Raw genomic sequence first — 23775 nt, 5'->3', positions numbered from 1 at the left:
CCTAGCCGCGCCTTTCGAGGATCAGAAGCTCCAGCGCCGTCCGTCGCGCAACATCTTCTAGCCCGAGCCGGCGCAGCAGCGACAGCCCTTCGGTTACGCCACGCGGGTCGCCCGTAACCCCACGCCCGACGTCATCAATGGCTTGCAGAAGCGCCTCGCCCGTGCGGCGATCGTCGAGCAGCGCTTGGGCGGATTCGGTGATGCGGGGTGATGTGAACGCCGGGCTGATGGCGCGCGACATGCTGTCATATGGCTGGCGTCCGGCAAGATCTCCGGTCGCAAGCCCGATCAGGAAGGACTCGGTTGGATCAGGGGCCGGTTGGCTGCGGGCACGCACCGTCGCCACCTCGTGATACTCGGTCGAAAGAAGCCCGATCCGGAAGGCGAGCCGCGCGGCATCTTCGGACAGCGGCAGCTCTGACAGCCGTGCACCGTAAAGCGCGGCAAAAGGCGCCTCCAACTCGACCGAGGTCATCGCAGCCCACGCAGGCGCCAGAGCTTCGGACACACGCGCAGGCTCGGCCGACGCCATTGCGGCATCGAACCGTTGGAAGGCATCCACACGATCCCACACGCCGCCCGAGGCCGCTGACTTCTGTTCGGTATAAAGGCCCAGCAGAAGGTTCGGGCTGATCGCACCGACGCGCGCAAGCCGCTCGGCCGCCTCGATCTGCGACTTGAGGCCCGCCTGAGGGCGCAGATCGGCGTGTGAAAAGGCGATGGGCAGGCCCAGTGTCGGCAGCGGCTCGCCAATTGCCTCATACATTCGCCAGACGAGCGGGGTCGGCGTGGCGGGGGCGGGCAGGGGCTCGGCCCCGTCGGCAAGGCCGGGGTCAAGAAAGCGCCGTAGCAGCTCTTGCTCGTCCTCTTTCACCTGACCAAGTGCTATCGCGGTATCCAGTGTCAGCGCCGCCGCCTGCCAGTCACCGGCGCGGGCAAGGCAGAACACGCGCGCGGGAATGGTTGGGGCCAGATGCGGGGCTGCGGCCATTTCCTCGCAGGCAAAGTCCTCGGTCCCACCCAGAAGCGAGATGTCAAAACGCCGCCGGAACAATTCGGGACCGGGCCGTCCGGCGACCGAGGTCAGTGCCATCGCCTGATCCAGCGCCCCCATGGCGAGCAACTTGTCGATCCGTGCAAGCAGCAATATCCCGCGTCCGCCGCTGTCAACGGGCGGCTCGGTTTCCGCCAGAAGCAGCGTCATCATCAGACCCTGCAGGGCGGGCAGGGTGTCCAGACGCTCGGCCGAGATACCGCGCGCGATATCCTCGGTTCGGGCAAGCCCCCAGAGACGGTAAGGCAATCCGGTGCGCGTGGCGGACAGCAGCCCCGCACCATCCGGTGAAGGCTTGCCCAGCACCGATGCCGTGATTTCGGCCGGGCGGGCGCTTTTGGTCACGGCGGGCTCGTCGCTGCGCTTGTCGGGCAGCGGCACGGATGAGGGGAAGCGCCCCTTCCGTGGCGGAGGTTCGGGCGCCACGATGGTTGCGCCTCGCGGAAGCGCCACCGACTCCGAGAGCCAGTCAATTGCTGACAGAGGCCCCTCGGCGCGCACTGCGGCCGCCGGAATCAGCCCGAAGCCAAGAGCGCCCAGGATCACCAGACTACGAAAGCGCCTGTCAGTTGCCATCCAGCGTCACCGGCTTCGTGACGGGCTGCTGCACCGGGGAGAGGTCCCCAAGATAGGCGAATCCCACAAGGCCAACAAATCCGACAGCTGCCAGCAGCAGCAACAGTTTGACGATACGTCCCATGGGGTCCTTCCCGAATCTGCCCGTTTCTTGCCGAACGGCGACCTTGAAAGCCCGGTCCCGCGCGGAATTTGCGTCGATTATATATGGCAATCGTGCCGACTTCACGCCATTCAGAGTGAAAAGTTTGTCGGACCCGCGGTTTTTCGCGTGATCAGGGCAGAAGGCCAGGTTTGGGGGCGGATTTGACCGAGCGGCTGAAGAAGACGGTTGTGCTCGTGGGAATGATGGGCGCAGGCAAGACGGCGGTTGGCACGGCGCTTGCGCGGCTTCTTCGCGTTCCTTTCCGGGATTCCGACGAAGAAATCGTAAAGGCTGCACAGCGCAGCATTGCCGAGATATTCGAACGCGATGGCGAGCCGTTCTTTCGGGCCCGCGAGTCCGAGGTGCTGGCCCGGCTTGTGCGCGGCGAGCCTTGCGTTCTTTCAACAGGCGGTGGCGCATTTCTGAGCGAGAAGAACCGCGAAATCGTGGCACAGGCGGGGGTTTCGGTCTGGCTGCGTGTCGATATTGACCTTCTGTGGCAGCGCGTGCGCCACAAGACGACGCGCCCGCTGCTGCGGACACCGAACCCGCGCGCGACCTTGCAGTCGCTCTATGAAGCGCGCGTGCCGTTTTATGCCTTGGCCGATCTCGTGGTGGACTCGGCGCCGGATATCTCGGTAGAGGCAATGGCGCAGCGAGTACTGGAGACCCTGCGCGACCATGACGATGTGCTTGAAAGGAAATGAGATGACCGGGGTCGATGTGGTTCCCGTCGCGCTTGGTGCGCGCAGCTATGAGGTGCGGATCGGGGCGGGGCTGATCGGCCGGGCAGGGCAAGAGATTGCTCCCATGCTGCGCCGCAAACGGGTGGCGATTGTCACGGACGAGACCGTGGCGCCGCTGCATCTTGCCGCGCTTGAGGCGGCCTTTGCAGCCGAAGGAATTGCGACCGTCAGCCTTGCCCTGCCGGCAGGTGAAAGCACCAAGGGCTGGCCGCAATTTGCCCGCTGCGTCGAATGGCTGCTCGAACAAAAGGTGGAACGTCGCGATGTCGTCGTGGCCTTTGGAGGTGGTGTCATCGGCGATCTTGTCGGCTTTGCCTCGGCCGTCCTGCGCCGCGGCGTGCGCTTCGTGCAGATCCCCACGACGCTGCTGGCTCAGGTCGACAGTTCGGTCGGTGGCAAAACCGGGATCAACACGGCCCAGGGCAAGAACCTTGTAGGCGCCTTCCACCAGCCGTCACTGGTTCTGGCCGATATCGGCATCCTTGAAAGTCTGCCCAAACGCGATTTTCTGGCCGGTTATGGCGAGGTCGTGAAATACGGCCTTCTTGGTGATGCTGCGTTCTTCGACTGGCTGGAGGTGAATGGCCCCGAACTTGCGCCAGATCGTACCAAACGTCAGTACGCCGTGCGCCGGTCGGTCGAGATGAAGGCCGACATCGTCTCACGCGATGAAACCGAAGAGGGGGATCGCGCGCTGCTGAACCTCGGTCATACCTTCTGCCACGCGCTTGAAAAGGCCACCGGCTATTCGGACCGGCTGCTGCATGGCGAGGGTGTCGCCATTGGATGCGCGCTTGCCTTTGAGTTGAGCCAGCGGCTTGGCCTCTGCTCGCAAGAGGCCCCAAGCCGCGTGCGGGCCCATCTGCGCAGCATGGGCATGAAGGTCGACGTCGCCGATATTCCGGGCGAGTTGCCCGGGCCCGAGGCTTTGCTGGAGCTGATGGGGCAGGACAAGAAGGTTCAGGACGGCAAGCTGCGCTTCATTCTGGCGCGCGGTATCGGTGAGGCTTTCGTTGCCGATGATGTGCCATCAGACAAGGTCCTTGATGTTCTGACGAACGCGATTGCCGCGCGCTGAAGACAAGGGGGGCAACATGCTGCCCGGCTGCTCTGCCCCCTGCTTTTGTTCAGCCGAAACCAGTGCCAACGGTTGAATTTGGCGCCATTGCGCTGAGGGAGCGGAGCAATGGGCTGCGGGCGTTTGCGTCCCCTCTGACATTCATTGCCTGCATCACAACTCTGTCTTCGCTCCGGCTTCCTGCCTCTGCGAAATCTCAACGATCGGCTCTTCCGTGAACCTCGATCTCTTCATGTTCAGCCCGCTCCATAGGCCGGACTCTGGAAGCAGATCGAGGAGATATCGGGGGGCACAAAGCAATGGCAGCGCACCAAGTTGGCGGAATCGAGGCTGACCCTGCGACCAACAATCTCTCGAGAGCGTTGAAGAGTGCGGTAGCAGTGGAAGGCCTTGATATTGGGCAGTGTATGGCAGATCAGTTTCGTCCACCCGGTTTGGACGGGAAGACACGCCTGTCGAGCTAACTCACGCTCCTGGAGTTTAGCCCTGCCATATCGTGTGATCGCTATTGGGCAGGGGTGGCGGGCATGGGCTGCAGGACGTAAAACCCCTTGCCCTCTGCCGTCGGGAAGTAGACCCGGCCGCCAAATCCCGGAGGTGTCAGCGCGTTGAGAGAGAGCGGCTCGAAGAAATCGGATTCCGCCAAGATCTTTCCGGTCGCTGCGTCGCGCCAGGTCACCTGTTCGGTGTAGTTCGAGCTTTTGATTGCCAGCGGGACCGGCTCTATGGCGACGGGCAGTTTGACATTGGTCAACACCAGCACCCGCTTCTCCGCCGGGCCAAAAACAGGCTGGAACGTGCTGGTGATGTTGTCGAGAACGAAGGCAGTAGACAATTCGCCCGTGACCGGGTCGATCTTGATTCCGGCGACCTTCTTCATCCCCATGTCGGCCGAATAGAGCATGTTGTTTTCCGGATCAGTGCCGTTCTTTGGCGGAGCCCAGCTGAACCCTGCGACGCCAAGCTCCTCGCCAAATGGAAAGATCGAATGGGTCTTGCTGACATCATCCTTGTGGAAGACGACAACGCTGGAGCCCTTGTCTTTGCTGAGCAATCCGTTGGTCTGCACCACGACCCAGTCATTAATGATCGAAGGTGCGGTCAGGGCCTTTTGGCCCTCAACCAGCGGACGGCCGACCCAGGTATCATCGGCGGTGATCTTCTTGGTCGCCGGATCCCAGAAGTAGCGCGCGAGAATGTCGAACATCGGCACATAAATCGCGATCTTGTCCCCGTAGGGCGCAATGATGTGCGGCGAGGCGGCGGTCTGCGGAAGCTGAAACATGTCCAGGACGTCCAGAGTCTTCGGATCGACCGCGACCATCACCGAGTTCGGCAGCTTCATCCCTTGCGCCGAGCATTCAATGATGGCCATCGTGCCCTGAAGCGTACAGCCAACCGGGCGGGTCTGGCTTTTCAGGATCAGCGTGCCGTCAGGCGCGATGGTCAAATGCTTGAAGTTCACATCCTCGATCGGCGCCTCGCCGCCGGGCAGAGCGTTGATTTTCAGAATCTCGCCGGTGTCACCATCGAGAAGCGCGATGAAGCTTGACCACGCGAAGGCAATGTTGCCGTCGGCCAGGATGTTAAGGTTGGCGTTGCCAATCCAGCGACCGGTGACATTGAGGTTGTCAAGGTAGGTACGCCAGACCTGTTTGCCTGTGGTGGCATCCGCCTTGGCGATATAGGGGCCAACCATGTTGGGGTCGTCCTTGGTCGGATACTCGCCACCGACGATGTAAAGTTCGCCCGGACGCCGGTTGTTGATGTAGGAAATGCCAGGGTAGTCGTCGATGCTGCGGAAGGCGAACACCGTGTTGGGGCCATCAAAAGACCCGGTAAACGTGGCGCAGGGAAACCTGCCACTGCGCTGTGCATCCGAGATTTCGGCGCCATTCAGCGACGAGAAATAGCCAGGCGTCGGGATGGCCTGCTGGCAGGCCAATTCCTTGGCGTAGAGCGTCACATCCCCGGGGATCGGGCCGTTTGCAGCCTCAAGGTTAGACGGTGTTTCGGCCAGAGATGGGCCGGCGTGCAGCACAAGGGCCATGGTCACGACGGGAATAAGCGAGAGAGCATTCATGGTTGGATATCCTTTTCCTCGGCCAGTCCATGCCGTTCGGCCCGGTTTCTGGAGGCTGATTTGAGTGTTCGCGGCGCGGGGTGGCACTGCACATTCATCCTTGCGACCTGCCAGCCCGGTTACGGAGCAGCCCCAAGCGCCTCGAATGCCTCTTTGGTCGTGTATTCGCCCTTGGGGTAGTAGGCGCCCATGATCTTTTCCTCATCGCCGGGCTTGGTCACGTTGGCCGGGCTTTCGGCCCAGTCCGCGCTAGGGGCCATGATCCGCATCATCAACATGCCGAAATCGGTGCGGTTACCGGGGCCCCTGATCCCCTCGCCACGCGGGCTCCATTCGATCCATGCAACGCCGTTCTCTTCGGTTGCATTGGCCGGGCGGTCTTCGGCACGGCTGTAGACGATGGTATAGTTGCCGTCCTTGTCGACCGGGATCTGCATGTCGATCAGTCCGTCAACGATCTGTCCCGAAGGTGCGGCTTCGCAGCTGACGATCGAGAAGTACTGAGTCTGAGCCTCGGGCATGACCGCAAGCCCCTGACCGGTAGCCCCGGCATAGGTGTCGGGGAAGGTGGGCAGCTTGCCGCGCGTCACGAAAACCGGGCCGAACTGGCGCGACAGATGCACGATCATGTACTGCGTTTCTGTGTCACCGCCTGCATCCGTGGCGCCCGCAAATGGGATCTTCGCCTGCTCTTCTGGGGTCTTGAAGGCCCCCAGGATCGAATAGGGGATGCTCCAGTACTTCTCCCAACGGACCTCTTTCCGCGCGGGCGCCGTTGCAGGATCAAGCGCCGGGTCATTGCCCTTGGCAGTCACCAGCGCCTCCCATTGCTTGGCGGTGAAGGGCTGCGCGGTGCCACCCTTGGTGGGGCGACCGAAGGCGGAAGCGGCGGCCTCGCCCTCAAGCAGGGTGCCGTCGGCAAGCGTGCCTTCCAGCGTCGGCAGGCCGCGCTTCGACGTCCCCGAGGCCCAGGGGCCCCATCCCGCACCATCGCTGCCCTGATCTGACAAGTAGATCCGCATCACCATCTGCAGCTCACCCCCATCCGTGCCTGCATAAAGCGTGTTGGGCTGGCGGTCGTTGGCATCCTTTGGCGGATCCTGGGCCACGATTCTGATGGTATAGTCACGGGGCTCGGTCAGACGGTTGTTGCCGACGACGAACGGATTGGTCGATCCCGGATCTGGGACGATCGCTTTTCCGGCCAGATCCTCGCCCGTGGACACGAACGTTCCCCGCGCGGACTTGTAGAGCGCATACTTGAAGTAGCGCGCGCGCGGGAACGCGCCACGAAGCGTCAGAGTGCTGCCGGCGGGCAGGGCAAACCGCGACAGGAAGTAGGTGGACTGGGTGTCCGGCCAAAGGTTCGGGTTCTGGATCGGCTTGGGATATTCCAGCATGTTCCAGTAGGGCCAGCCGCGCGGTCCTTGGAAGAAGCTGTCATGCCCATAGCGATCATCGGTGCGGACCACGGTTTCCAGCGACTTGTCGCCGAACCGCGTCACGTTCTGCGCGCGATCGTTGCGAACCGGAATGACTCCCGGTGGTTGCCATGTTCCTTGCCCGACAGGCAGCACGGACGGGGCTTCGGTCCTTGGATAGTAGAGCCGCATGACCATGAAGATCGGGCCGGCGGGGGCGGGCAGCCAGTTGGATTCCCGATCCTTGCCGGGGCTTTCGTGCTGTATGTACAGCGTCAGCGAGCCGTCGGCATTTGTCTTGAGATCCTTCAGCATCGGCGCATTGATCAGGTACCGGTTGATCGGGTTATCGATCAGAAGCTGCGTATCGCCGTCGTACATGGTGATCGACCAGAAGGCGTTAACCGGTGGCAATGCGCCGGCCGGAAAGGTCAGCGTATAGTCGTGGCGGCTGCCATCCAGTGGCACCCCGTTCACATCGTTGCGGGCGAAGGGATAGCTCGCCTCTTCGGCGTCGTTACCGTAGATGCCGACCTTGGCACCGGCCGCGCGCAGCGCATAGTTGCCGTTGAAAAAGTCGCGGCTACCCGCAGCGGCGCCAACCTGCCAGCCATTGACCGCAACGCCGATAGAATCCGCCGCGGCTCCAATCTTGGCAGTGGCTGACTTGATCGCGTCGCCAAGGGCTGTCTGCTGGTCGGCGGAAAGCTTCGTGCTGTCGAAGGGCTCGCCCGCCTTGATCCCGATCCGGGCGAAGTTGGCCAGCAGCTTCTGTTCGGACTCGGGGAGCGCGGACTGTGGTGCGAATTGCAGCAGGAAGTTGAGATACTTCGGAAAGTCGGCGCCAAGGGCGGTGGGCGTCAGTTCCGGCCAGTCAATCTCCGGTGAGGCCTCAGGGGCAGGCTGACCCAGAAAGGCCGAGAGAGGCTGCACCTTGTATCCTGCCTGGACCTTCTCGACATTCGGCATGTCGTCCGGGTTGAACAACTGGGTACGGAAGATCGAGAAGGTGAAGTCGGTTTCGCTGGTGAAGACGGATTTGATGCCCTTGGGTGTCTCGCCAGTCCATTCTGGTCCTGCCACCATGTAGCATCCGGCGCCATTGCCGGTGGTGCGGCTGCCCATATACCCGAAGTTGTTGGTGAACATGTCGGTCAACTGCACGCTGTAATAGCGGGCCTTGTCGACCTCAGGCAGGCAGAACACCATCGGCTCTGCCCGCAGGTCGAGTTGCACCATGGAATAGGGCGTATCGCTGTTAGGTGTGACGATGGTGGTATCTTTGGGAGAGAACACCCGCGCTTCGTTGTGAAGCTGGTTGAACGGGGCAAGGAATGCGCCCGATTTCTGATCCACATTGTAGTCGTGCAGCACCTTGTAGGCGACCAGCATTGGAAAGGCGTACACATACGCCTCTTCGACCGTGGTGCGGAACTCGTCTATGCTTAGGTCTGGATCGACGGTCTGTGCAAGTGCGTTCCCCGTAATGCCAAGAAACGCTGAACCGGCGACCGCCGCACACAATTTCGATCGCAGTCCTCTGCGGCGGCATGCAGTCCTGTCAGAATCCGCTTGTGGGGGTTGAAGGGCCGTAAAAGTCATTCCGGAACAGGATTCAAAGCTCGTCTCTCGGTCCAAAAGCATCCTCCGGGCCTTCCTTCGTGATTGTTTCCTATGTTCTCGGCTGAAGTCGGTCGCGGGATTTGTCTTTTGGTGCCAGAACTTGAATAGACAGGGAAATGAAGCCATTGATGGTTTCAACTTGCAGGGGGGCACATGCCGCACGCAGTTCCGATGATCCGCGCCTTGTCGCTGTCGCCTGCGATCAGCTGGTTGAAGGCGCGTGACATCGATTGTGAGCCGTTTCTTCAACCCTTCGGACTGTCTTCAGCGCCGTTTGGCGACCCATTTCGCCCCGTTCCGTTGCTGCATGTCGGCGGTTTTCTGCGGGCGCTTGCCCGCAAAGAAGGACCCGACGTCGCCTGCCGGATCGTCGCAGAGGCAAGCACGACCGAGCTTGCGCTTCTTGGCGCAGTGGCACTCGGGACCCGTACACCCATTGAGGCGCTTTCGCGTATATCTGCGGTGTTGCCAGTCTTCTGCTCGCACGAACAACTCGCAATCAAGGTCGCGCCGTCATCTGTCGACGTCTGGCACTCGTACACGGTCAAGTTCGATCCCGAGACCGAGCACTTGTTGTTGCAATATGCGGTCGCCATGGCGGATCGGCTGCTTGGTATGACTGGCGCTGCTGGTCCGAGAATGACCCTGATCGATCTGCCGCCACATCCAGATTTTGGTGTGAAGCATCTGCGTACCTGGTTCGGCGATGCCGTCCGGCCCTCCGAGCGTCGCGGAACTCATATTGTGCTGGATGCGTCGATGGCCGAGCGGCCCTTTCCCAGGGTGGCGCGTGATCATCTTCTTAGCGGGCGCCTTCCCGCTCTCGAACCCATCCGCGGTGACGGTAGTTTCGGGGGCAGCGTAAAGACCATGTTGGTATCAATGTTGGCCGAGGACATCCCGACCATTCGAGAAATGGCAAAACTCAGCGGCACCAGCGTTCGAACATTTCAAAGACGGCTGTCTGGTGAAGGCCTTGTGTATTCCGATCTGGTGGAAGAGGTGCGTCAAACCCACGCCATGAGGCTTATGTCGATGCCAAATGCAACTGCGAAGTCGGTTTCCGGCGATCTTGGCTATGAATACCAATCATCGTTCACGCGCGCCATGCTGCGCTGGACGGGTGCCAGCCCGAAGAGGTTCAAGTCTCAGAGAGGCAACCCAGGTTGAAGCTTGGCTGAGACTGCATCGTTCGAGGGTATGCTCACTGCCTGGTCGCCTGAATTTCGTCATGGCGCAGCTTCGGTTTGCGGGTGGATGCTCGCGGGGCAACCCGAAATACGCGTTTGGGGTACCTCAAGGGCCAACCCCAATCACCATCCGATTGGGGTACTCAGCGCAACGATCAAGGATGGTTGTTGGCTGGGGCGCTAGGATTCGAACCTAGGTATGGCGGTACCAAAAACCGCTGCCTTACCACTTGGCGACGCCCCAACCGTGCGGCGTATCTAGCGAAGCCATTCATCGAGTGCAAGGGGGAAGATCATCTTTGCGCAGGGGGCGAAAGGAATGCTGCAGGCAGGGCAGGGAGGCCTAAATACTTTCGTGCAATATATTGTTATATAGCGCGTATTTCTGATCAACTCGTTTTGCTATTTGATTGGGTCGAGGCAATTGAACTCTTGCGCCCCTGAATCGTCTGGCCTCGGTACTGCGCCGACGGTTATCTTTGCCTTTCGCATCTTGTGGCGGCGGTGATCTGCCGCCAATGTTTGCGATGCCGCAGGCGGGCTGTACCGCACGGCATATGGGAAGGTCTGCATGTCTGTCGAGATCCGTATCGATTCGCCTCTGTCAGCCGAAGTGCTGCCACTGTTGCGCCGCCACCTTGATCTGATGTGGGCGTCGTCTCCGCCCGAAAGTGTTCACGCGCTGGATCCATCGGAACTCGCAGCGCCGGGCATCGATTTTTTCACGCTGCGCGAAGGGGCTGCGGTGCTGGGCATGGGGGCGGTCAAGAAGATCGATGCTGATCATGCCGAACTGAAGTCGATGCATATCGTTGCCGAGGCGCGCGGACGCGGTCTGGCACGGGTGCTGCTTGATCATCTGATGGCGCAAGCGCGCGCGCGAGGCTACACGCGCCTGAGCCTTGAGACTGGGGTCGAGGATGTCTTTACGCCAGCCCGAGCGCTCTATGCCGCTGCGGGTTTCGTCCAATGCCCACCATTCGAGGGGTACCATGACGATCCCAACAGCTTTTTCATGACCTTGAGCCTTGCCTAGGCCCGCAGCTTGTCGCAAAAGAGCGGCAGCGGGCTCATAGCTCAACTGGATAGAGCAGCCGACTTCTAATCGGCAGGTTGAGGGTTCGAGTCCTTCTGGGCCCGCCAAAATTCCCCAAACCAAAAACGGACGTGGCACAGCACGTGGTGCTTACTGCCAACGGATGTGGCGACAGTGTCTTGATCTGTATGGATGATTTGGCTGGGGCGCTAGGATTCGAACCTAGGTATGGCGGTACCAAAAACCGCTGCCTTACCACTTGGCGACGCCCCAACCGTGCGGCGGTAATTAGCCAATGCTCCGGGCGGCTGCAAGTGCGTTTTTCACACAATCTGTGCTGGCTGGTGCTGGCTGGGACGGCTAGGAAGGGCGCATGATGCAAGTGGATGTTGCAATTCTCGGGGCCGGCGCAGCCGGTATGATGGCCGCGATCGAGGCAGGCCGCCGCGGGCGCCGCGTGCTGCTGATCGACCATGCCAAAGCAGCGGGCGAGAAGATTCGCATATCAGGCGGGGGGCGGTGCAACTTCACAAACCTGCATATCCGGCCCGAGTGCTTTTTGTCGCAGAACCCGCGGTTCGCGCTCTCTGCGTTAAAGCGATTCACCCAGTGGGATTTCATCGCACGGGTGGATGCGGCCGGGATCAAATGGCATGAAAAGACTCTGGGGCAGCTCTTCTGCAACGGATCATCGCGTGAGATCCTCTCGATGCTTCTGAGGGAACTTGCGGAATTCGGTGTAACGATCTGGCTTGAAACAGAAATTGGCTCCATTCGGCGCAGAAATGGGTTCCAGATCGAAACGTCGCGCGGGATAGTTTCCGCAGCTTCGGTCATTGTAGCGACGGGGGGCAAGTCGATCCCGAAAATGGGAGCCACGGGCTTTGGCTACCGGGTGGCTGAAAGCTTTGGCCTTCCGCTTGTCGAAACGAGACCGGGTCTTGTGCCGCTCACGCTGGCCGAACAGGTGCTGGAGCCGCTGAAGCCGCTCTCCGGGACCTCTGTCGAGGGACGCGCGAGCCTGGGGCCCGTTGGGTTTGACGAGGCGATCCTTTTCACCCATCGTGGCATATCAGGGCCGGCAATCCTGCAGATCAGCTCTTACTGGCGCGAGGGCGATACGCTGAACCTCGATCTGGCGCGTGGGGTAGATGTAGCCCAAGGGCTGCGGGAGGCGCGGCAGGATGCGGGGCGGGTGCAGTTGCGCACGGCCCTTGCGCGGTTTGTGCCCGAGAAACTGGCGCGCCATCTTGAAACGGTCAGCACTCTGACTGGAAACCTCGCAGATCAGAATAACGCGCGCCTCGATAAGCTTGCGGCGTTGGTTCATGGCTATCCAATCACACCTGTAGGCAGCGAAGGATATCGGACGGCCGAAGTGACGTTGGGTGGCGTCTCGACCGATGCGCTGGATGCGCGCACGATGCAGGCAAAGGATGTGCCGGGTCTTTTCTTTGTGGGTGAGGTGGTCGACGTAACCGGCTGGCTTGGTGGATATAATTTCCAGTGGGCATGGTCTTCTGGATGGGCTGCGGGTCAGGTTGCCTGAATGGCCAGGTCTGGGTCAGATCTGACGATCGGCGAGCAGGTGGCGCCCCGCCAGCGCGCGCATAATTAACGCATAATCAATATTATGTAATATAATCGCGAAAACCCTTGGCTTTCGTCGCGTAGCCTTGCGACAACCCTTGCAACCTGGCGGTCCCATCGTGCAAACAGCCGTCGTCACATCCGCTTCCAGAGGCCAGCATGTCATTCTCACGCGCGATCAAGATTGCCCCGTCGATCCTGTCGGCAGATTTCGCCAACTTCGGAGCCGAGTGTGATGCGATCGAGGCTCAAGGCGCAGATTGGGTTCATGTCGATGTGATGGATGGCCATTTCGTTCCGAACATCACTTTCGGGCCAAGTACTTGCGCGGCGATCCGCAAGCACATCAAGGGCGTCATGGACGTGCACCTGATGATAGCGCCGGTGGATAGCTATATCGACGCGTTCGCGCAATCCGGAGCCGACGTCCTGACCGCGCATCTCGAGGCCGGTCCGCATATCCACCGCACATTGCAGGCGATCCGTGCGCATGGGATCAAGGCGGGCCTTGCGCTCAATCCCGGCACCGGGCTTGATGCCGTCGGGCATCTTCTCGACATGGTCGATCTGGTGTGCGTGATGACCGTAAACCCAGGATTTGGCGGGCAAAAGTTCATCAATTCGCAAATTGCCAAGGTGCAGTCGCTGCGCGCCATGATCGGGGATCGCCCGATCCACATTGAGATCGACGGCGGCGTGACGACTGAAACCGCGCCGCTGGTCGCCGCCGCGGGCGCCGATGTGCTGGTTGCGGGTTCGGCCGTCTTCAAGGGCGGCTCGGTCAGTGCACCGCAAGCCTATGGCGACAATATCCGGGCCATTCGCGCGGCCGCGGAAGCTGCGATTCGCTGAAAGCGGCGCCTGAACAGCCATACGGCTTAGGATTTGGATGTTTGCCGGGCATATAGCTCGGCAGATTCTCTGCTTTTTGCGGCGCCTGCCCGCATCCCCCTGCCCCAATGTCGCGTAAACTCCTGCAGCCACTCGACTGCGGCGTGTAACACCGTTATGACGATAGCAATTGGGCGGCCTGCTTACGATCTTTTAAGCGCGCAGGAATATTTGCCTACAAGCATTTACGGGTAGTTTGATGTCTGATGTTCTGCAGTTGCTGAACCGGATTGCGCGTGAAACCAGTGTCAGCACAGTGTGGGAGCTGGCCGTTGGCTACTTTGCTTCGCACGGCTTTTCGCGTGCCAATTATGGTCTTACCCGATTTCGCGTCGCCGGATCTATTGGCGACCCGGATGATGCGATCTACCTCACCAGCTTTCCGGCTGGTTACAGCAACTTTTATTTCCGTGGTGGGTTTTATGCCCGCACCGCACTCTATCGCTGGGCTGTCGACAATGAGGGTCATTGCACCTGGCGTTGGGTTGAAGAAAAGCTGCTGCGCGATGAACTGACCCCGACCGAGGTCAGCGCTGTGCGCCAGAATTCCCAATGGGGTTTGCGTGCGGGCCTGACTTTCAGCTTCCACGATGCAACGACCCGGGCCAAGGGCGCATTGGGCCTTGCCGCCGATCCGGGCATTGACCACGATGGTGTGGATGCCATCCTCGCGCGCGTCGGCGACGGGATAGAGGCCGTGGCGCAGATGCTGCATCTGCGCATCTGTCATCTGCCACATGCGGCCCGGCGTCGCACGCTTTCTGCGCGCCAGCGTGAGGCGTTGGAGTGGGTGGCCGAGGGCAAAACCACACAAGATATTGCGATGCTGATGGGAATCTCGAACGCAATGGTTGAAAAGCACTTGCGGCTTGCGCGCGCTGCGTTAAACGTGGAAACGACCGCGCAAGCTGTTGCCAAAGGCACGTTGCTGCATCAGATCTTTCTTCCGGATGTTGCGCAACGGTAAGGAAAACCTGACTTCCCTTACGTCAACTTTTCTGGGAATCTGCCGCTGTTCCTGTGGTGGCTTCGGCTTGGAACATCCTCCGGTTCGTCCATTCTGACGGATCTCACCCGTAAGGGTTCGGATCAAGTGATCGAGAATTTCCCTCGCTCTCCTTGGTGCACATGGTCGCATCCTTATTCCTCGGGATGCACGTAAACCATTGAACGGTGCAGTGATCCCCCACTGCACCGTTCTTTTTTCAGAGCCCTGCCCCACGCCCGACACCCGGACACGAAAAAGGCGGCCCGAAGGCCGCCTTTCTGCAACATGCTCGCCAGGTTTCAGCCCTGCAGGGCCTTGGCCACTTCTGCGGCGAAATCCTCTTTCTCTTTCTCGATGCCTTCGCCAACAGCCATGCGGACAAAGCCGACGACCTCGACACCCGCATCTTTCGCAGCCTGGGCCACGGTGATGTCGGGGTTGATGACGAATTTCTGGTTCAGCAGCGTCGATTCCTCGAAGAACTTCTTCATCCGGCCCGGGATGATGTTGTTCTGGATCACGGCTTCAGGCTTGGGCTTGGCCGAGGCGGCGTTTTCTTCCAGCGCCTTGGCGGTCTGCACAGCCAGCTCACGCTCAACCACGGTCGGGTCCATGTCGGATTCCGACAGCGAAACCGGTGCGGTAGCGGCGATGTGCATGGCGATCTGCTTGCCGATGCCGTTGTCGGCACCTTTCAGCGCGACCAGCACGCCAATGCGGCCCAGACCATCGGCAGCGGCGGTGTGAATGTAGGCCGCAACCGAGTCACCCTCGACCGAGGCCATGCGACGCAGGGTCATGTTTTCGCCGATGGTGGCGATGGCGTCGGTCAGCGCAGCCTCAACGGTCTTGCCGTTCACCGAAGCGCCCTTCAGCGCGGCAACATCGCCCACGCCAAGTGCGACCTTGGTGATGTCACGCACCAGATTCTGGAAATCGGCGTTCTTGCCGACAAAGTCGGTTTCCGAGTTCACTTCGACGGCGACGCCTTTGCCACCGGCCACGGCCACACCGACCAGACCTTCGGCGGCAACGCGATCAGCCTTCTTGGCGGCTTTTGCGAGGCCCTTGGTGCGCAGCCAGTCAACGGCGGCTTCCATGTCGCCATTCACTTCGGTCAGCGCCTTTTTGGCGTCCATCATGCCTGCGCCGGTCGACTCGCGCAGTTCCTTCACCATAGCTGCGGTGATTGTCATGTTTCTTCTCCCAGAACGGATGATCCCGGCAGGCTCTACGCCCGCCGGGTAACGCATTTGCGACGGGGCCCGAAGGGGCCTGCCGTGCGATCAGGCCTCGGAAGCAGCTTCCTCTGCGGGAGCCTCTTCCAGCGCGCCGAGGTCAACACCAGCGGCGCCAAGCTGCGCCGACATGCCGTCCAGAGCGGCGCGAGCCACGAGGTCGCAGTAAAGCGCGATGGCGCGGGCCGCGTCGTCGTTGCCCGGGATCACGTAGTCCACGCCCTTGGGCGAGCAGTTGGTGTCGACGATGCCGACGACCGGGATGCCAAGCTTCTTGGCTTCCAGCAGGGCGAGGTCTTCCTTGCCCACGTCGATCACGAACAGCAGATCCGGCACGCCGCCCATTTCACGGATGCCGCCCAGCGAGGCCTGAAGCTTGGCCTGCTCGCGTTCCATGTTCAGGCGTTCTTTCTTGGTCAGGCCTTCGGCGCCCGAAGCCAGCAGTTCGTCGAACTGCTTCAGACGCTGAATCGACTGGGAAACGGTTTTCCAGTTGGTCAGCGTGCCACCGAGCCAGCGGTGGTTCATGTAGTACTGCGCGCATTTCTCGGCGGCTTCGGCGATCGGCTTCTGGGCCTGACGCTTGGTGCCGACGAACAGGATGCGGCCGCCCTTGGCGACGGTGTCGCGCACGACTTTCAGCGCCTGATCCAGCATCGGAACAGTCTGCGTCAGGTCGAGAATGTGAATGCCGTTACGGTCGCCGTAGATGTACTCCGCCATGCGGGGATTCCAGCGAGCGGTCTGGTGGCCGTAGTGAACGCCAGCTTCAAGCAGCTGACGCATGGAGAATTCGGGGAGCGCCATGTCCATATCCTTTTCCGGTTTGCGCCTCGGCGAAGCCTTGAGGGATCTCTCCCAACCGGCGGACCGTTCAGGGATTTCTCCCCCGAGGGCCCAAGCCTCGCCTGTGAAGTGCGCGTCCCTTACAGCCTGCCCTGGCGGATTGCAAGCCCGTGATCGCGCAATATGGGGCGCGGTTTTCCTTGCGCGGCGCCGGGGCAATGCCTAGCTCTTGGGAATGTCGGAAGATATGTTCCCGCGTCTGGTCTATCTGTTGGTGCTTCTGGTGGCAATCAGTGGCTGGATGCTGGTTGAATTCCGGGGCAGCATCGGGCGTGGGCTCCGCATGGCCGCAGCCTGGGGCATGATCTTTGTGGGTCTCATCGCGGGTTATGGCCTGTGGTCTGACATCCGCCCGCAGATACTGCCCTTCCAGAACGCCGAAGGAGACCGGATCGAGGTTCGCCGGTCAGGCGACGGGCACTTTTATCTGACGCTGCTCGTCCAGGGCACGAAGGTCCGTTTTCTGGTCGATACCGGTGCGTCGAATGTCGTGCTCAGTGCCGATGATGCCAAGCGGCTTGGTATCCGTACCGACGGGCTCAGCTGGATCGGAGAGGCGAGCACCGCCAATGGCATCGTCCGCATTGCCCGCGTGACGCTCTCGGATGTTCGGCTGGGCGAGGTCTCTGATAGCCGCCTGCCCGCTTATGTGACCGATGGCGCAATGCAGGTCTCGCTGCTCGGCATGGATTTCCTGCGCCACTGGCGGCTCGAGATCGATGGCGACCGGATGATCCTGACCCTGCGCTAGGCGCTGTCGGGCAGTTTCTCGGCCTTCTTCTCCCAACGGCCGCCCTCTTCCGACCAGTATTGCGCCGCCTGCCCCGAAGCCACGACAGCCTTCCAGTGGTTGCGGGCGGTGGCGAGGGCGCTGTCGTCATTGCCGTCAAACAGCACCCAGACCCGTTCAAGTGCCGACGCCTCGACGGCATCGGCAGTGGCACCGTCGATGAGCATCAGCGCCTTTGCGTTATTGGCGATCGCGCCGGTGCCCAGAAGCACCGGCTGGTCGGCATCCTGCGGGCCGCCCGAAAGGCCGTGCGGCAGAAACCCGTCCTCAGGGTTCAGCCACAGCCATTGGTCCAACCGGTCCAGAGATTGCGGGTCCGTGCCGCGTACCATGACACGCCAGCCCTGCTGGAGCGCGCGCTCCATCAAGGCGCGCGCGGTCTCTTCCACCGAGGACCGGGTGATGTGGTAAAAGAGAACTGGCATCGCCTGTTGCGATCAGCTCTCGAACCGGTCGCGGATCATACGGTCAAGCGAGATCACGCCCCAGCCGGTCGCGCCCTTTGGGCTCAGCGTGCTGTCAGCCTTCAGCGCCGCCGTGCCCGCGATATCGAGGTGGATCCACGGCATTCCGTCCTGCACGAAGCGCAGAAGGAACTGCGCGGCGGTGATCGAGCCGCCCTCGCGCCCGCCCACGTTCATCATGTCTGCCACGCGGGACTTCAGCTTGGCATCATAGGCCTCGCCCATGGGCATCCGCCACGCGCCTTCGCCCTCGGCGCGGGCCGCGCGCATGAATTGCTCGCAGAACGCATCGTCATTGGAAAAGACGCCGGTATTCTCGTGGCCGAGCGCGATGATGATGGCGCCGGTCAGCGTGGCAAGATCGATTATGCCTGCCGGTTTGAACCGGTTCTGCGCATACCACATCACATCGGCCAGAACGAGGCGGCCTTCGGCATCGGTGTTGATCACCTCGACCGTGTCACCCTTCATGGTGCGCACCACATCGCCGGGCCTTTGCGCGCGGCCCGAGGGCATATTCTCGACCAGTCCGACCAGACCCACGACATTGGCTTTTGCCTTGCGCAGGGCGAGCGTGCGCATCACACCCGCCACGGTGCCCGCCCCGCCCATGTCCATCGTCATCTCTTCCATCCCGGCTGCGGGCTTGAGAGAGATGCCACCGGTATCGAAAACCACGCCCTTGCCGATCAGCGCAAGCGGTGCCTCACCCTTCTTGCCGCCGTTCCATTGCATGACGACGACCTTGGACGGGCTCTCGGACCCCTGCCCCACGCCCAGAAGCGCGCCCATGCCGAGCTTGGTCAGCTCTTCCTCCTCAAGGATCTCGACATCCAGGCCGATCTCCTGCATCGCGGCAAGACGCGCGGCGAAATCATAGGTGGTCAGCACGTTCGCGGGCTCATTCACCAGATCGCGGGTGAAGAAGACGCCCTCGGCCAATGCGGCAAGCGGTGCGGCATCGGCGGCCGTTGCTTCTGGGTTCGTCACCATCAGCGTCACGGGGCCGGGAACCGTCTTGTCACCCGTCTTGTGCGGGGAAAAGTCGTAGGCGCGCAGCGCAAGACCGAACGACAGCTCTGCCGCGAGCTTGACGTTCTCGGCAATCACAAGCGTCCCTGCTTTCGACAGCGCCTTGCCGATGGCCGCCCCGGCCTTGCGGGCCTGCACCGCATCGGCCTTGCGGTCAAGCTTGACGACCTGCACCGCCTCGGCCGCAAGACCGGCGGGCCAGCCCAGATCGGCACTTTCGCCGGATTTCAGCTTGCCAAAGGCGTCCGAGCCCAGAAACCGCGCCAGCGCGCCGCGCATCAGCTTGTCCAGCCGTCGTGCCGCCGGTCCGGGCTTGCCGGCCTCGTCGACGATGACCGCGATGCGCCCCACGACCCCGGCGAGGCCCTCGGCATCGACGGGCTGGAACTGGATCGGAACGGGATGGGACATGCGAACCTCCGGCTGTTTGCGTGCCCGCTTTGGCGGGCTTTCGCCGGGAGGCTAACGGCTGCACCGCCGCTTGACCAGATAGCAGTTTTCCCCGCCTGCGAATTGCGATAGCGTCCAGCCGTCGGGCGTGAAGCATCGGAAGGGATAAGAGGTCGGCGTGTCGAGATTCGACAGATATCTGCTGTCGCAATTGCTTGCGCTGTTCGGGTTCTTCTCTCTGGTTCTGGTGGCGATCTACTGGGTGAACCGGGCGGTAGGCCTGTTCGACGAGCTGATCAGCGATGGCCAGACCGCATTGGTTTTCCTTGAGTTTTCTCTGCTGACCCTGCCGAATGTCATCCGGCTGGTCTTGCCGATATCGGCCTTTGCAGCGACGGTTTATACTGTCAACCGCCTGATGGGCGACAGTGAGCTGGTTGTCATGCAGGCCACCGGGTTTTCATCGTTCCGCCTGGCGCGCCCTGTCCTGATCTTTGGTCTTTGTGTCGCGCTGATGATGATGGCGCTGATGCATTTCCTCGTGCCGGCCAGCCGGTCCCTGCTTGCAACGCGCTCGGCAGAGATTTCAGAGAATGTCACCGCCCGCTACCTGACCGACGGCAAGTTCATGCACCCGACCGACGGGATCACCCTCTACATTGCCGAGGTGACCGACCGTGGTGAGCTTGAGGACGTCTTCATCTCGGATGAGCGCAATCCTGATGTGCGGCGTATCTACACCGCCAGTCGCGCCCTTCTCTCGCGCGGGGGTACCGATGGCGGGCCGGATGCGCCCAAACTGATCATGTTCGACGGCATGGTACAGGACCTGACGCGGGTCGGGCGCCTGTCGGTGACACGGTTCAGCGATCTGACCTATGACCTGTCGGCGCTGATCGACAGCGGCTCGCTTCCCGGTCGCAGTATCGACGAGTTGTCGACGGCAGAGCTTCTTTCCGCGACGCCCGCATTGCTGCGCGAAACCGGCGAGAATCGGGCCGCGCTTCTGTCCGAGGGGCACACGCGCTTTGCCATGCCGTTCCTTGCCACAGCGGCCGCGCTACTCGGCTTTTCGGCCCTTCTGCTGGGCGGCTTTTCGCGGTTCGGGCTCTGGCGCCAGATGGGGGTTTCTGTCCTGCTGCTGATCGTGGTGCAGATGATCCACACCTGGGCATCGGGGGCGAGCCTGCGTAGCGACACCTCCTGGCCGCTTGTCTATGTCGCGCCGGTCGTCGGCGTCGGGATCGCGGCCCTGCTCTTGTGGCTCTCTCAGCGTCCAAGACGCCTGCCTCGCCAGACGCCGGGGGCCGCGACATGACGCTCAGCCTTTACGTCGCGCGCCGCTTTGCCTGGATGTTCCTGCGGGTTGCCGGGATCTTCTTTGGCATCCTGATGCTGATCGACATGCTTGATCAGTTGCGCCGCCTCTCGAAGCATGGCGTTGGTCTGTTGCAGGCGGCCGAGCTTTCGGCGCTGAATGTGCCGGACAGCCTCTACAATATCCTGCCGCTGATCATGATCCTTTCGGCGATTGCGATGTTTCTGGGCTTTTCGCGCTCGTCCGAACTCGTCGTCGTGCGCGCGGCCGGGCGGTCGGGGCTCAGGTTCCTGCTTGCGCCCGTCATCGTCTCACTGCTGATCGGCTCACTTGCGGTTGCCGTGCTGAACCCGCTGGCTGCTGCCACCTCCAAGGCGTATGAAACGCGCTATGCGGGGTATGCACAGGGGGCCGAGCGGGTGCTGTCGGTGTCGGAAAGCGGGCTATGGCTGCGTCAGGGTGGCGACGGGTTGCAGACCGTCGTCCACGCCGTTCGCGCCAATGGCGACGGCACTGTCCTCTTTGGCGTGACCTTTCTGAGCTTCGACGAAAACGGCCTTCCGCGTGAACGTGTAGAGGCCGAGACCGCGCGCCTTGTTCCCGGCGCATGGGATCTTGAAACGGTAAAGATCTGGCCGCTTGACCAGCAGAACCCCGAGGTGGGGGCGCGCACGCTTGAACGGACCAGCATTGCCTCTGACCTGACGGCTGCCGCGATCCGCGACAGTTTCGGCCGCCCCTCTGCCATCCCGGTGTGGGAACTTCCGCGCTACATTCAGAGCCTGGAGCGTGCCGGTTTCGCCGCGCGCAGCCATCAGGTCTGGTTCCAGATGCAACTGGCGCTACCGTTGTTGATGAGTGCGATGGTCCTGATTGCGGCCGGGTTCACCATGCGGCACATCCGCTTTGGCCGCACCGGGCTGAACGTGCTGATCGCGCTGCTCTGCGGCTTTGGGATCTTTTTCCTGCGCAACTTTGGTCAGGTCCTTGGCGAAACCGGACAGGTTCCGGTCATGGTCGCCGCCTGGGCACCCCCGCTTGCTGCCACGCTCTTTGCGCTTGGCCTTCTGCTGCATCTGGAGGACGGCTGATGCGCAGGCTACCACTTCTCGCGCTTCTGGCGCTGACTGCCCTGCCGGTCAACGCGCAGGATCTGGCGACCTTGCAGGCCGACCGGGTCATGGTCACCGGCGATTCCGTGCTTCAGGCCGAAGGCGGGGTCGAAATGCGCTATCGGGGACAAATCGTGCGCGCCAAGGCAGTGACCTATGATCGCGACGCTGATCACCTCAGCATTACCGGACCGCTGACGGTGGTCGATGCCAAGGGCAATATCGTCACTGCCGACGCGGCAGAGCTTTCGACCGATCTGTCCGAGGGACTTCTGACCTCTGCACGGGTGGTGCTGGATCGTCAGATGCAGATCGCTGCGCGACAGATGTTTCGCACACAGGGGCGGTACACCGAGTTGACGGATACGGTTGCCTCGTCGTGCCAGGTCTGCACCGTCGCCCCCACGCCGCTGTGGGAGGTGCGCGCAAGTCGGGTGGTGCACGATCAGGTCGCCCAACAGCTGTGGTTCGACGACGCGCAACTGCGGTTTGTTGGCGTTCCCGTGGCCTGGCTGCCCCGGTTGCGCCTGCCGGACCCGACGCTGCAACGCGCGCGGGGCTTTCTGGCGCCCGACTTCCGGAATAATTCGCAGCTCGGGGCGGGCATCACGCTGCCCTACTTCATCCCTCTGGGGCCCAGCAGGGACATCACGCTGGCCCCGTTCCTGTCCACCAAGAACGGCCGCACGCTGGACCTTCGCTACCGTGAGGCGTTCCAGAGCGGGTGGGTCGAGCTGAACGGCGCCCTGTCCTACGATGAAATCCTGCCCGATGAGCAGCGCGGCTATCTGCAGGCCATGGGTGAGTTCCGTCTGCCCGATGACTTCCTGCTGGCCTTCAATGGCATGACGGTCAGCGATCCGGGGTATCTGCTGGACTATGACATCTCTGATACCGACCGGATCGACAGCCGGCTCGAGATCAGCCGCACCCGGCGCAACGAGTACATCTCGGGCCGGATCGTGCACTACTATTCGATCCGGGACGTCGGCGGCGAGCTTGAGGACAACGCGACCCTGCCCACGCTGATTGGCGATTTCACATGGCACCGGCGCTTCTCTGGCGGCCCGCTGGGTGGCGAGGCGGGCTTGCGACTGCAATCGCACGCCCATGAGCGGACCTCGACATCTCCCTTCTACGACAACGGTCAGCCCGAGGGGCGCGACATGGCGCGCATCACGATCAGGGCTGACTGGCGGCGAAACTGGATCTTTGGACCCGGTGTGGTGGGATCTCTCTTTGCCGAGGGAAATGCGGACATCTATTCGATCCAGCAGGACATCATCTACGAGGGCAACCAGACCCGGCTGTCCGGCGCGGTCGCGGCCGAGCTGCGCTGGCCCTGGACCGGATCAACCGCCGACGGCGCCTCGCATGTGATCGAGCCGGTGGTGCAGGTCGTGCTGGCACCGTCAGAGGACGGCGACATCCCAAATGAGGACAGTGCTCTGGTCGAATTCGACGAGGGCAACCTGTTCTCGCTTAGCCGGTTTTCCGGCAATGACGCGCGTGAAGAAGGCAAACGGCTGAACCTCGGGATGGTCTGGACACGGTTCGACCCGACTGGATGGAGCCTCTCGATGGCCGCCGGTCGTGTCTACCGAACCGAGGACGAGGGGCAGTTCACCACGGCCTCGGGCCTCGATGGCATCAACTCAAACTGGCTGCTGAGCGGGCAGATCACCCTGCCACAGGGCCTTTCTGCGACCGGTCGGGCACTCGTCGATTCCGAGATGGAGCTGACCAAGGCCGAAATGCGGCTCGATATCGACCGCGAGAAGTATGGGCTGTCGTCCTCGTATGTCTGGGTTCAGGCCGATGAAGCCGAGAACCGGCCGACCGATACGCAGGAGCTTTACTTTGACGCCCGCTATGCTCTGTCGCCAAACTGGACGGGGATGGCCTCGACCCGCTATGACGTCGAGGCTGATCGCGCAAACCGCGCGGCCATCGGGGTCGAATTCCGCAACGAGTGTCTACGCATGGATCTTTCCCTCTCGCGCCGGTTCACGACCTCGACTAGTGTGAGCCCGACCACCGATATCGGCTTTTCGGTGGACCTTCTGGGTTTTGGCGGCAGCGCCAAGGCCGGCCCCGCGCGGGCATGCCGGAGCTGACGCCGTGAACCCGCGCCAGAATATCAAAGGCCCTGCGCCGCAACGGA

General features: G+C 61.9%; 19 protein-coding genes and 3 tRNA genes. 12 read left to right on the top strand and 10 right to left on the bottom strand.

The window, feature by feature from the left end:
• Window position 1 precedes the first annotated feature (1 nt).
• Both FQU74_RS07600 and FQU74_RS19700 read right to left on the bottom strand, forming a co-directional pair.
• Window positions 2-1630: a hypothetical protein gene (locus tag FQU74_RS07600; protein ID WP_146285795.1), complete on the bottom strand. Its 1629-nt coding sequence runs from the start codon at window positions 1628-1630 to the stop codon at window positions 2-4.
• Window positions 1620-1754 (bottom strand): hypothetical protein, encoded by a 135-nt coding sequence (locus FQU74_RS19700; RefSeq protein ID WP_268236738.1) that lies wholly within the window; start codon window positions 1752-1754, stop codon window positions 1620-1622. The genes FQU74_RS07600 and FQU74_RS19700 overlap by 11 nt, the downstream gene beginning before the upstream one ends.
• Before the next feature lie 182 nt (window positions 1755-1936).
• Here FQU74_RS19700 and FQU74_RS07595 point away from each other — a divergent pair, with 182 nt between their 5' ends.
• On the top strand, window positions 1937-2482 hold the full coding sequence (locus FQU74_RS07595) for a shikimate kinase (protein WP_146285794.1): 546 nt from the start codon (window positions 1937-1939) through the stop codon (window positions 2480-2482).
• Window position 2483: 1 nt separating this feature from the next.
• On the top strand, window positions 2484-3599 hold the full coding sequence (gene aroB, locus FQU74_RS07590; RefSeq protein ID WP_146285793.1) for a 3-dehydroquinate synthase: 1116 nt from the start codon (window positions 2484-2486) through the stop codon (window positions 3597-3599).
• 505 nt (window positions 3600-4104) lie between these two features.
• Here aroB and FQU74_RS07585 read toward each other — a convergent pair.
• Entirely contained in the window at window positions 4105-5682 is a 1578-nt protein-coding gene (locus FQU74_RS07585) for a hypothetical protein (protein ID WP_146285792.1), read from the bottom strand.
• A 119-nt stretch (window positions 5683-5801) separates the two neighbouring features.
• Window positions 5802-8510 (bottom strand): DUF1254 domain-containing protein, encoded by a 2709-nt coding sequence (locus tag FQU74_RS07580; protein WP_229704301.1) that lies wholly within the window; start codon window positions 8508-8510, stop codon window positions 5802-5804.
• Between the two features lie 387 nt (window positions 8511-8897).
• On the opposite strand from FQU74_RS07580, the gene FQU74_RS07575 reads away from it, so the two are divergent.
• Window positions 8898-9896 carry an AraC family transcriptional regulator gene (locus FQU74_RS07575; RefSeq protein ID WP_206665001.1) on the top strand — a complete coding sequence of 333 codons (999 nt, stop codon included), beginning with the start codon at window positions 8898-8900 and terminating at the stop codon, window positions 9894-9896.
• A gap of 189 nt (window positions 9897-10085) precedes the next feature.
• On the opposite strand, the gene FQU74_RS07570 is transcribed toward FQU74_RS07575, so the two are convergent.
• A tRNA-Gln gene (locus FQU74_RS07570) sits at window positions 10086-10160 on the bottom strand.
• A gap of 327 nt (window positions 10161-10487) precedes the next feature.
• Between FQU74_RS07570 and FQU74_RS07565 the strand changes: the two genes are divergently transcribed.
• Both FQU74_RS07565 and FQU74_RS07560 read left to right on the top strand, forming a co-directional pair.
• Window positions 10488-10952 carry a GNAT family N-acetyltransferase gene (locus FQU74_RS07565; protein ID WP_146285790.1) on the top strand — a complete coding sequence of 155 codons (465 nt, stop codon included), beginning with the start codon at window positions 10488-10490 and terminating at the stop codon, window positions 10950-10952.
• 30 nt (window positions 10953-10982) lie between these two features.
• A tRNA-Arg gene (locus tag FQU74_RS07560) sits at window positions 10983-11059 on the top strand.
• 91 nt (window positions 11060-11150) lie between these two features.
• Here FQU74_RS07560 and FQU74_RS07555 read toward each other — a convergent pair.
• A tRNA-Gln gene (locus FQU74_RS07555) sits at window positions 11151-11225 on the bottom strand.
• A 100-nt stretch (window positions 11226-11325) separates the two neighbouring features.
• Here FQU74_RS07555 and FQU74_RS07550 point away from each other — a divergent pair.
• The 3 genes from FQU74_RS07550 to FQU74_RS07540 all read left to right on the top strand — a co-directional run bounded on the left by FQU74_RS07550 (window position 11326) and on the right by FQU74_RS07540 (window position 14400).
• Complete coding sequence (locus FQU74_RS07550; protein ID WP_146285789.1) at window positions 11326-12501, top strand: BaiN/RdsA family NAD(P)/FAD-dependent oxidoreductase; 1176 nt, start codon at window positions 11326-11328, stop codon at window positions 12499-12501.
• A 200-nt stretch (window positions 12502-12701) separates the two neighbouring features.
• The gene (gene rpe, locus FQU74_RS07545; protein ID WP_146285788.1) at window positions 12702-13394 is read left to right on the top strand and encodes a ribulose-phosphate 3-epimerase; all 693 of its coding nucleotides are present in this window, start codon (window positions 12702-12704) and stop codon (window positions 13392-13394) included.
• Window positions 13395-13632: 238 nt separating this feature from the next.
• The gene (locus FQU74_RS07540) at window positions 13633-14400 is read left to right on the top strand and encodes a helix-turn-helix transcriptional regulator (RefSeq protein ID WP_146285787.1); all 768 of its coding nucleotides are present in this window, start codon (window positions 13633-13635) and stop codon (window positions 14398-14400) included.
• A gap of 320 nt (window positions 14401-14720) precedes the next feature.
• On the opposite strand, the gene tsf is transcribed toward FQU74_RS07540, so the two are convergent.
• Together tsf and rpsB are read right to left on the bottom strand one after the other, a co-directional pair.
• Entirely contained in the window at window positions 14721-15617 is an 897-nt protein-coding gene (gene tsf / locus FQU74_RS07535) for a translation elongation factor Ts (protein WP_146285786.1), read from the bottom strand.
• A 90-nt stretch (window positions 15618-15707) separates the two neighbouring features.
• Window positions 15708-16472, bottom strand: a complete 765-nt coding sequence (gene rpsB / locus FQU74_RS07530; RefSeq protein WP_146285785.1) for a 30S ribosomal protein S2 — start codon at window positions 16470-16472, stop codon at window positions 15708-15710.
• 208 nt (window positions 16473-16680) lie between these two features.
• Between rpsB and FQU74_RS07525 the strand changes: the two genes are divergently transcribed.
• Entirely contained in the window at window positions 16681-17256 is a 576-nt protein-coding gene (locus FQU74_RS07525; RefSeq protein ID WP_146285784.1) for a retropepsin-like aspartic protease family protein, read from the top strand.
• Here the strand turns inward: FQU74_RS07525 and FQU74_RS07520 are convergent.
• Together FQU74_RS07520 and FQU74_RS07515 are read right to left on the bottom strand one after the other, a co-directional pair.
• Entirely contained in the window at window positions 17253-17720 is a 468-nt protein-coding gene (locus FQU74_RS07520; protein ID WP_146285783.1) for a DNA polymerase III subunit chi, read from the bottom strand. The genes FQU74_RS07525 and FQU74_RS07520 overlap by 4 nt on opposite strands.
• A 12-nt stretch (window positions 17721-17732) precedes the next feature.
• On the bottom strand, window positions 17733-19202 hold the full coding sequence (locus FQU74_RS07515) for a leucyl aminopeptidase (protein ID WP_146285782.1): 1470 nt from the start codon (window positions 19200-19202) through the stop codon (window positions 17733-17735).
• A gap of 157 nt (window positions 19203-19359) precedes the next feature.
• On the opposite strand from FQU74_RS07515, the gene lptF reads away from it, so the two are divergent.
• The 3 genes from lptF to FQU74_RS07500 are packed head-to-tail and all read left to right on the top strand — an operon-like array spanning window position 19360 to window position 23728.
• Entirely contained in the window at window positions 19360-20499 is a 1140-nt protein-coding gene (gene lptF / locus FQU74_RS07510; protein ID WP_146285781.1) for an LPS export ABC transporter permease LptF, read from the top strand.
• Complete coding sequence (lptG, locus tag FQU74_RS07505) at window positions 20496-21590, top strand: LPS export ABC transporter permease LptG (RefSeq protein ID WP_146285780.1); 1095 nt, start codon at window positions 20496-20498, stop codon at window positions 21588-21590. Before lptF ends, lptG begins: the two co-directional genes overlap by 4 nt.
• Entirely contained in the window at window positions 21590-23728 is a 2139-nt protein-coding gene (locus tag FQU74_RS07500; protein ID WP_146285779.1) for an LPS-assembly protein LptD, read from the top strand. Before lptG ends, FQU74_RS07500 begins: the two co-directional genes overlap by 1 nt.
• The last annotated feature ends 47 nt before the right edge of the window (window positions 23729-23775 follow it).

Source organism: Gemmobacter aquaticus (assembly GCF_007859075.1).
In the GTDB taxonomy this organism is placed as follows: domain Bacteria; phylum Pseudomonadota; class Alphaproteobacteria; order Rhodobacterales; family Rhodobacteraceae; genus Gemmobacter; species Gemmobacter aquaticus.
This window is presented reverse-complemented; position numbering and strand designations above follow the sequence as displayed.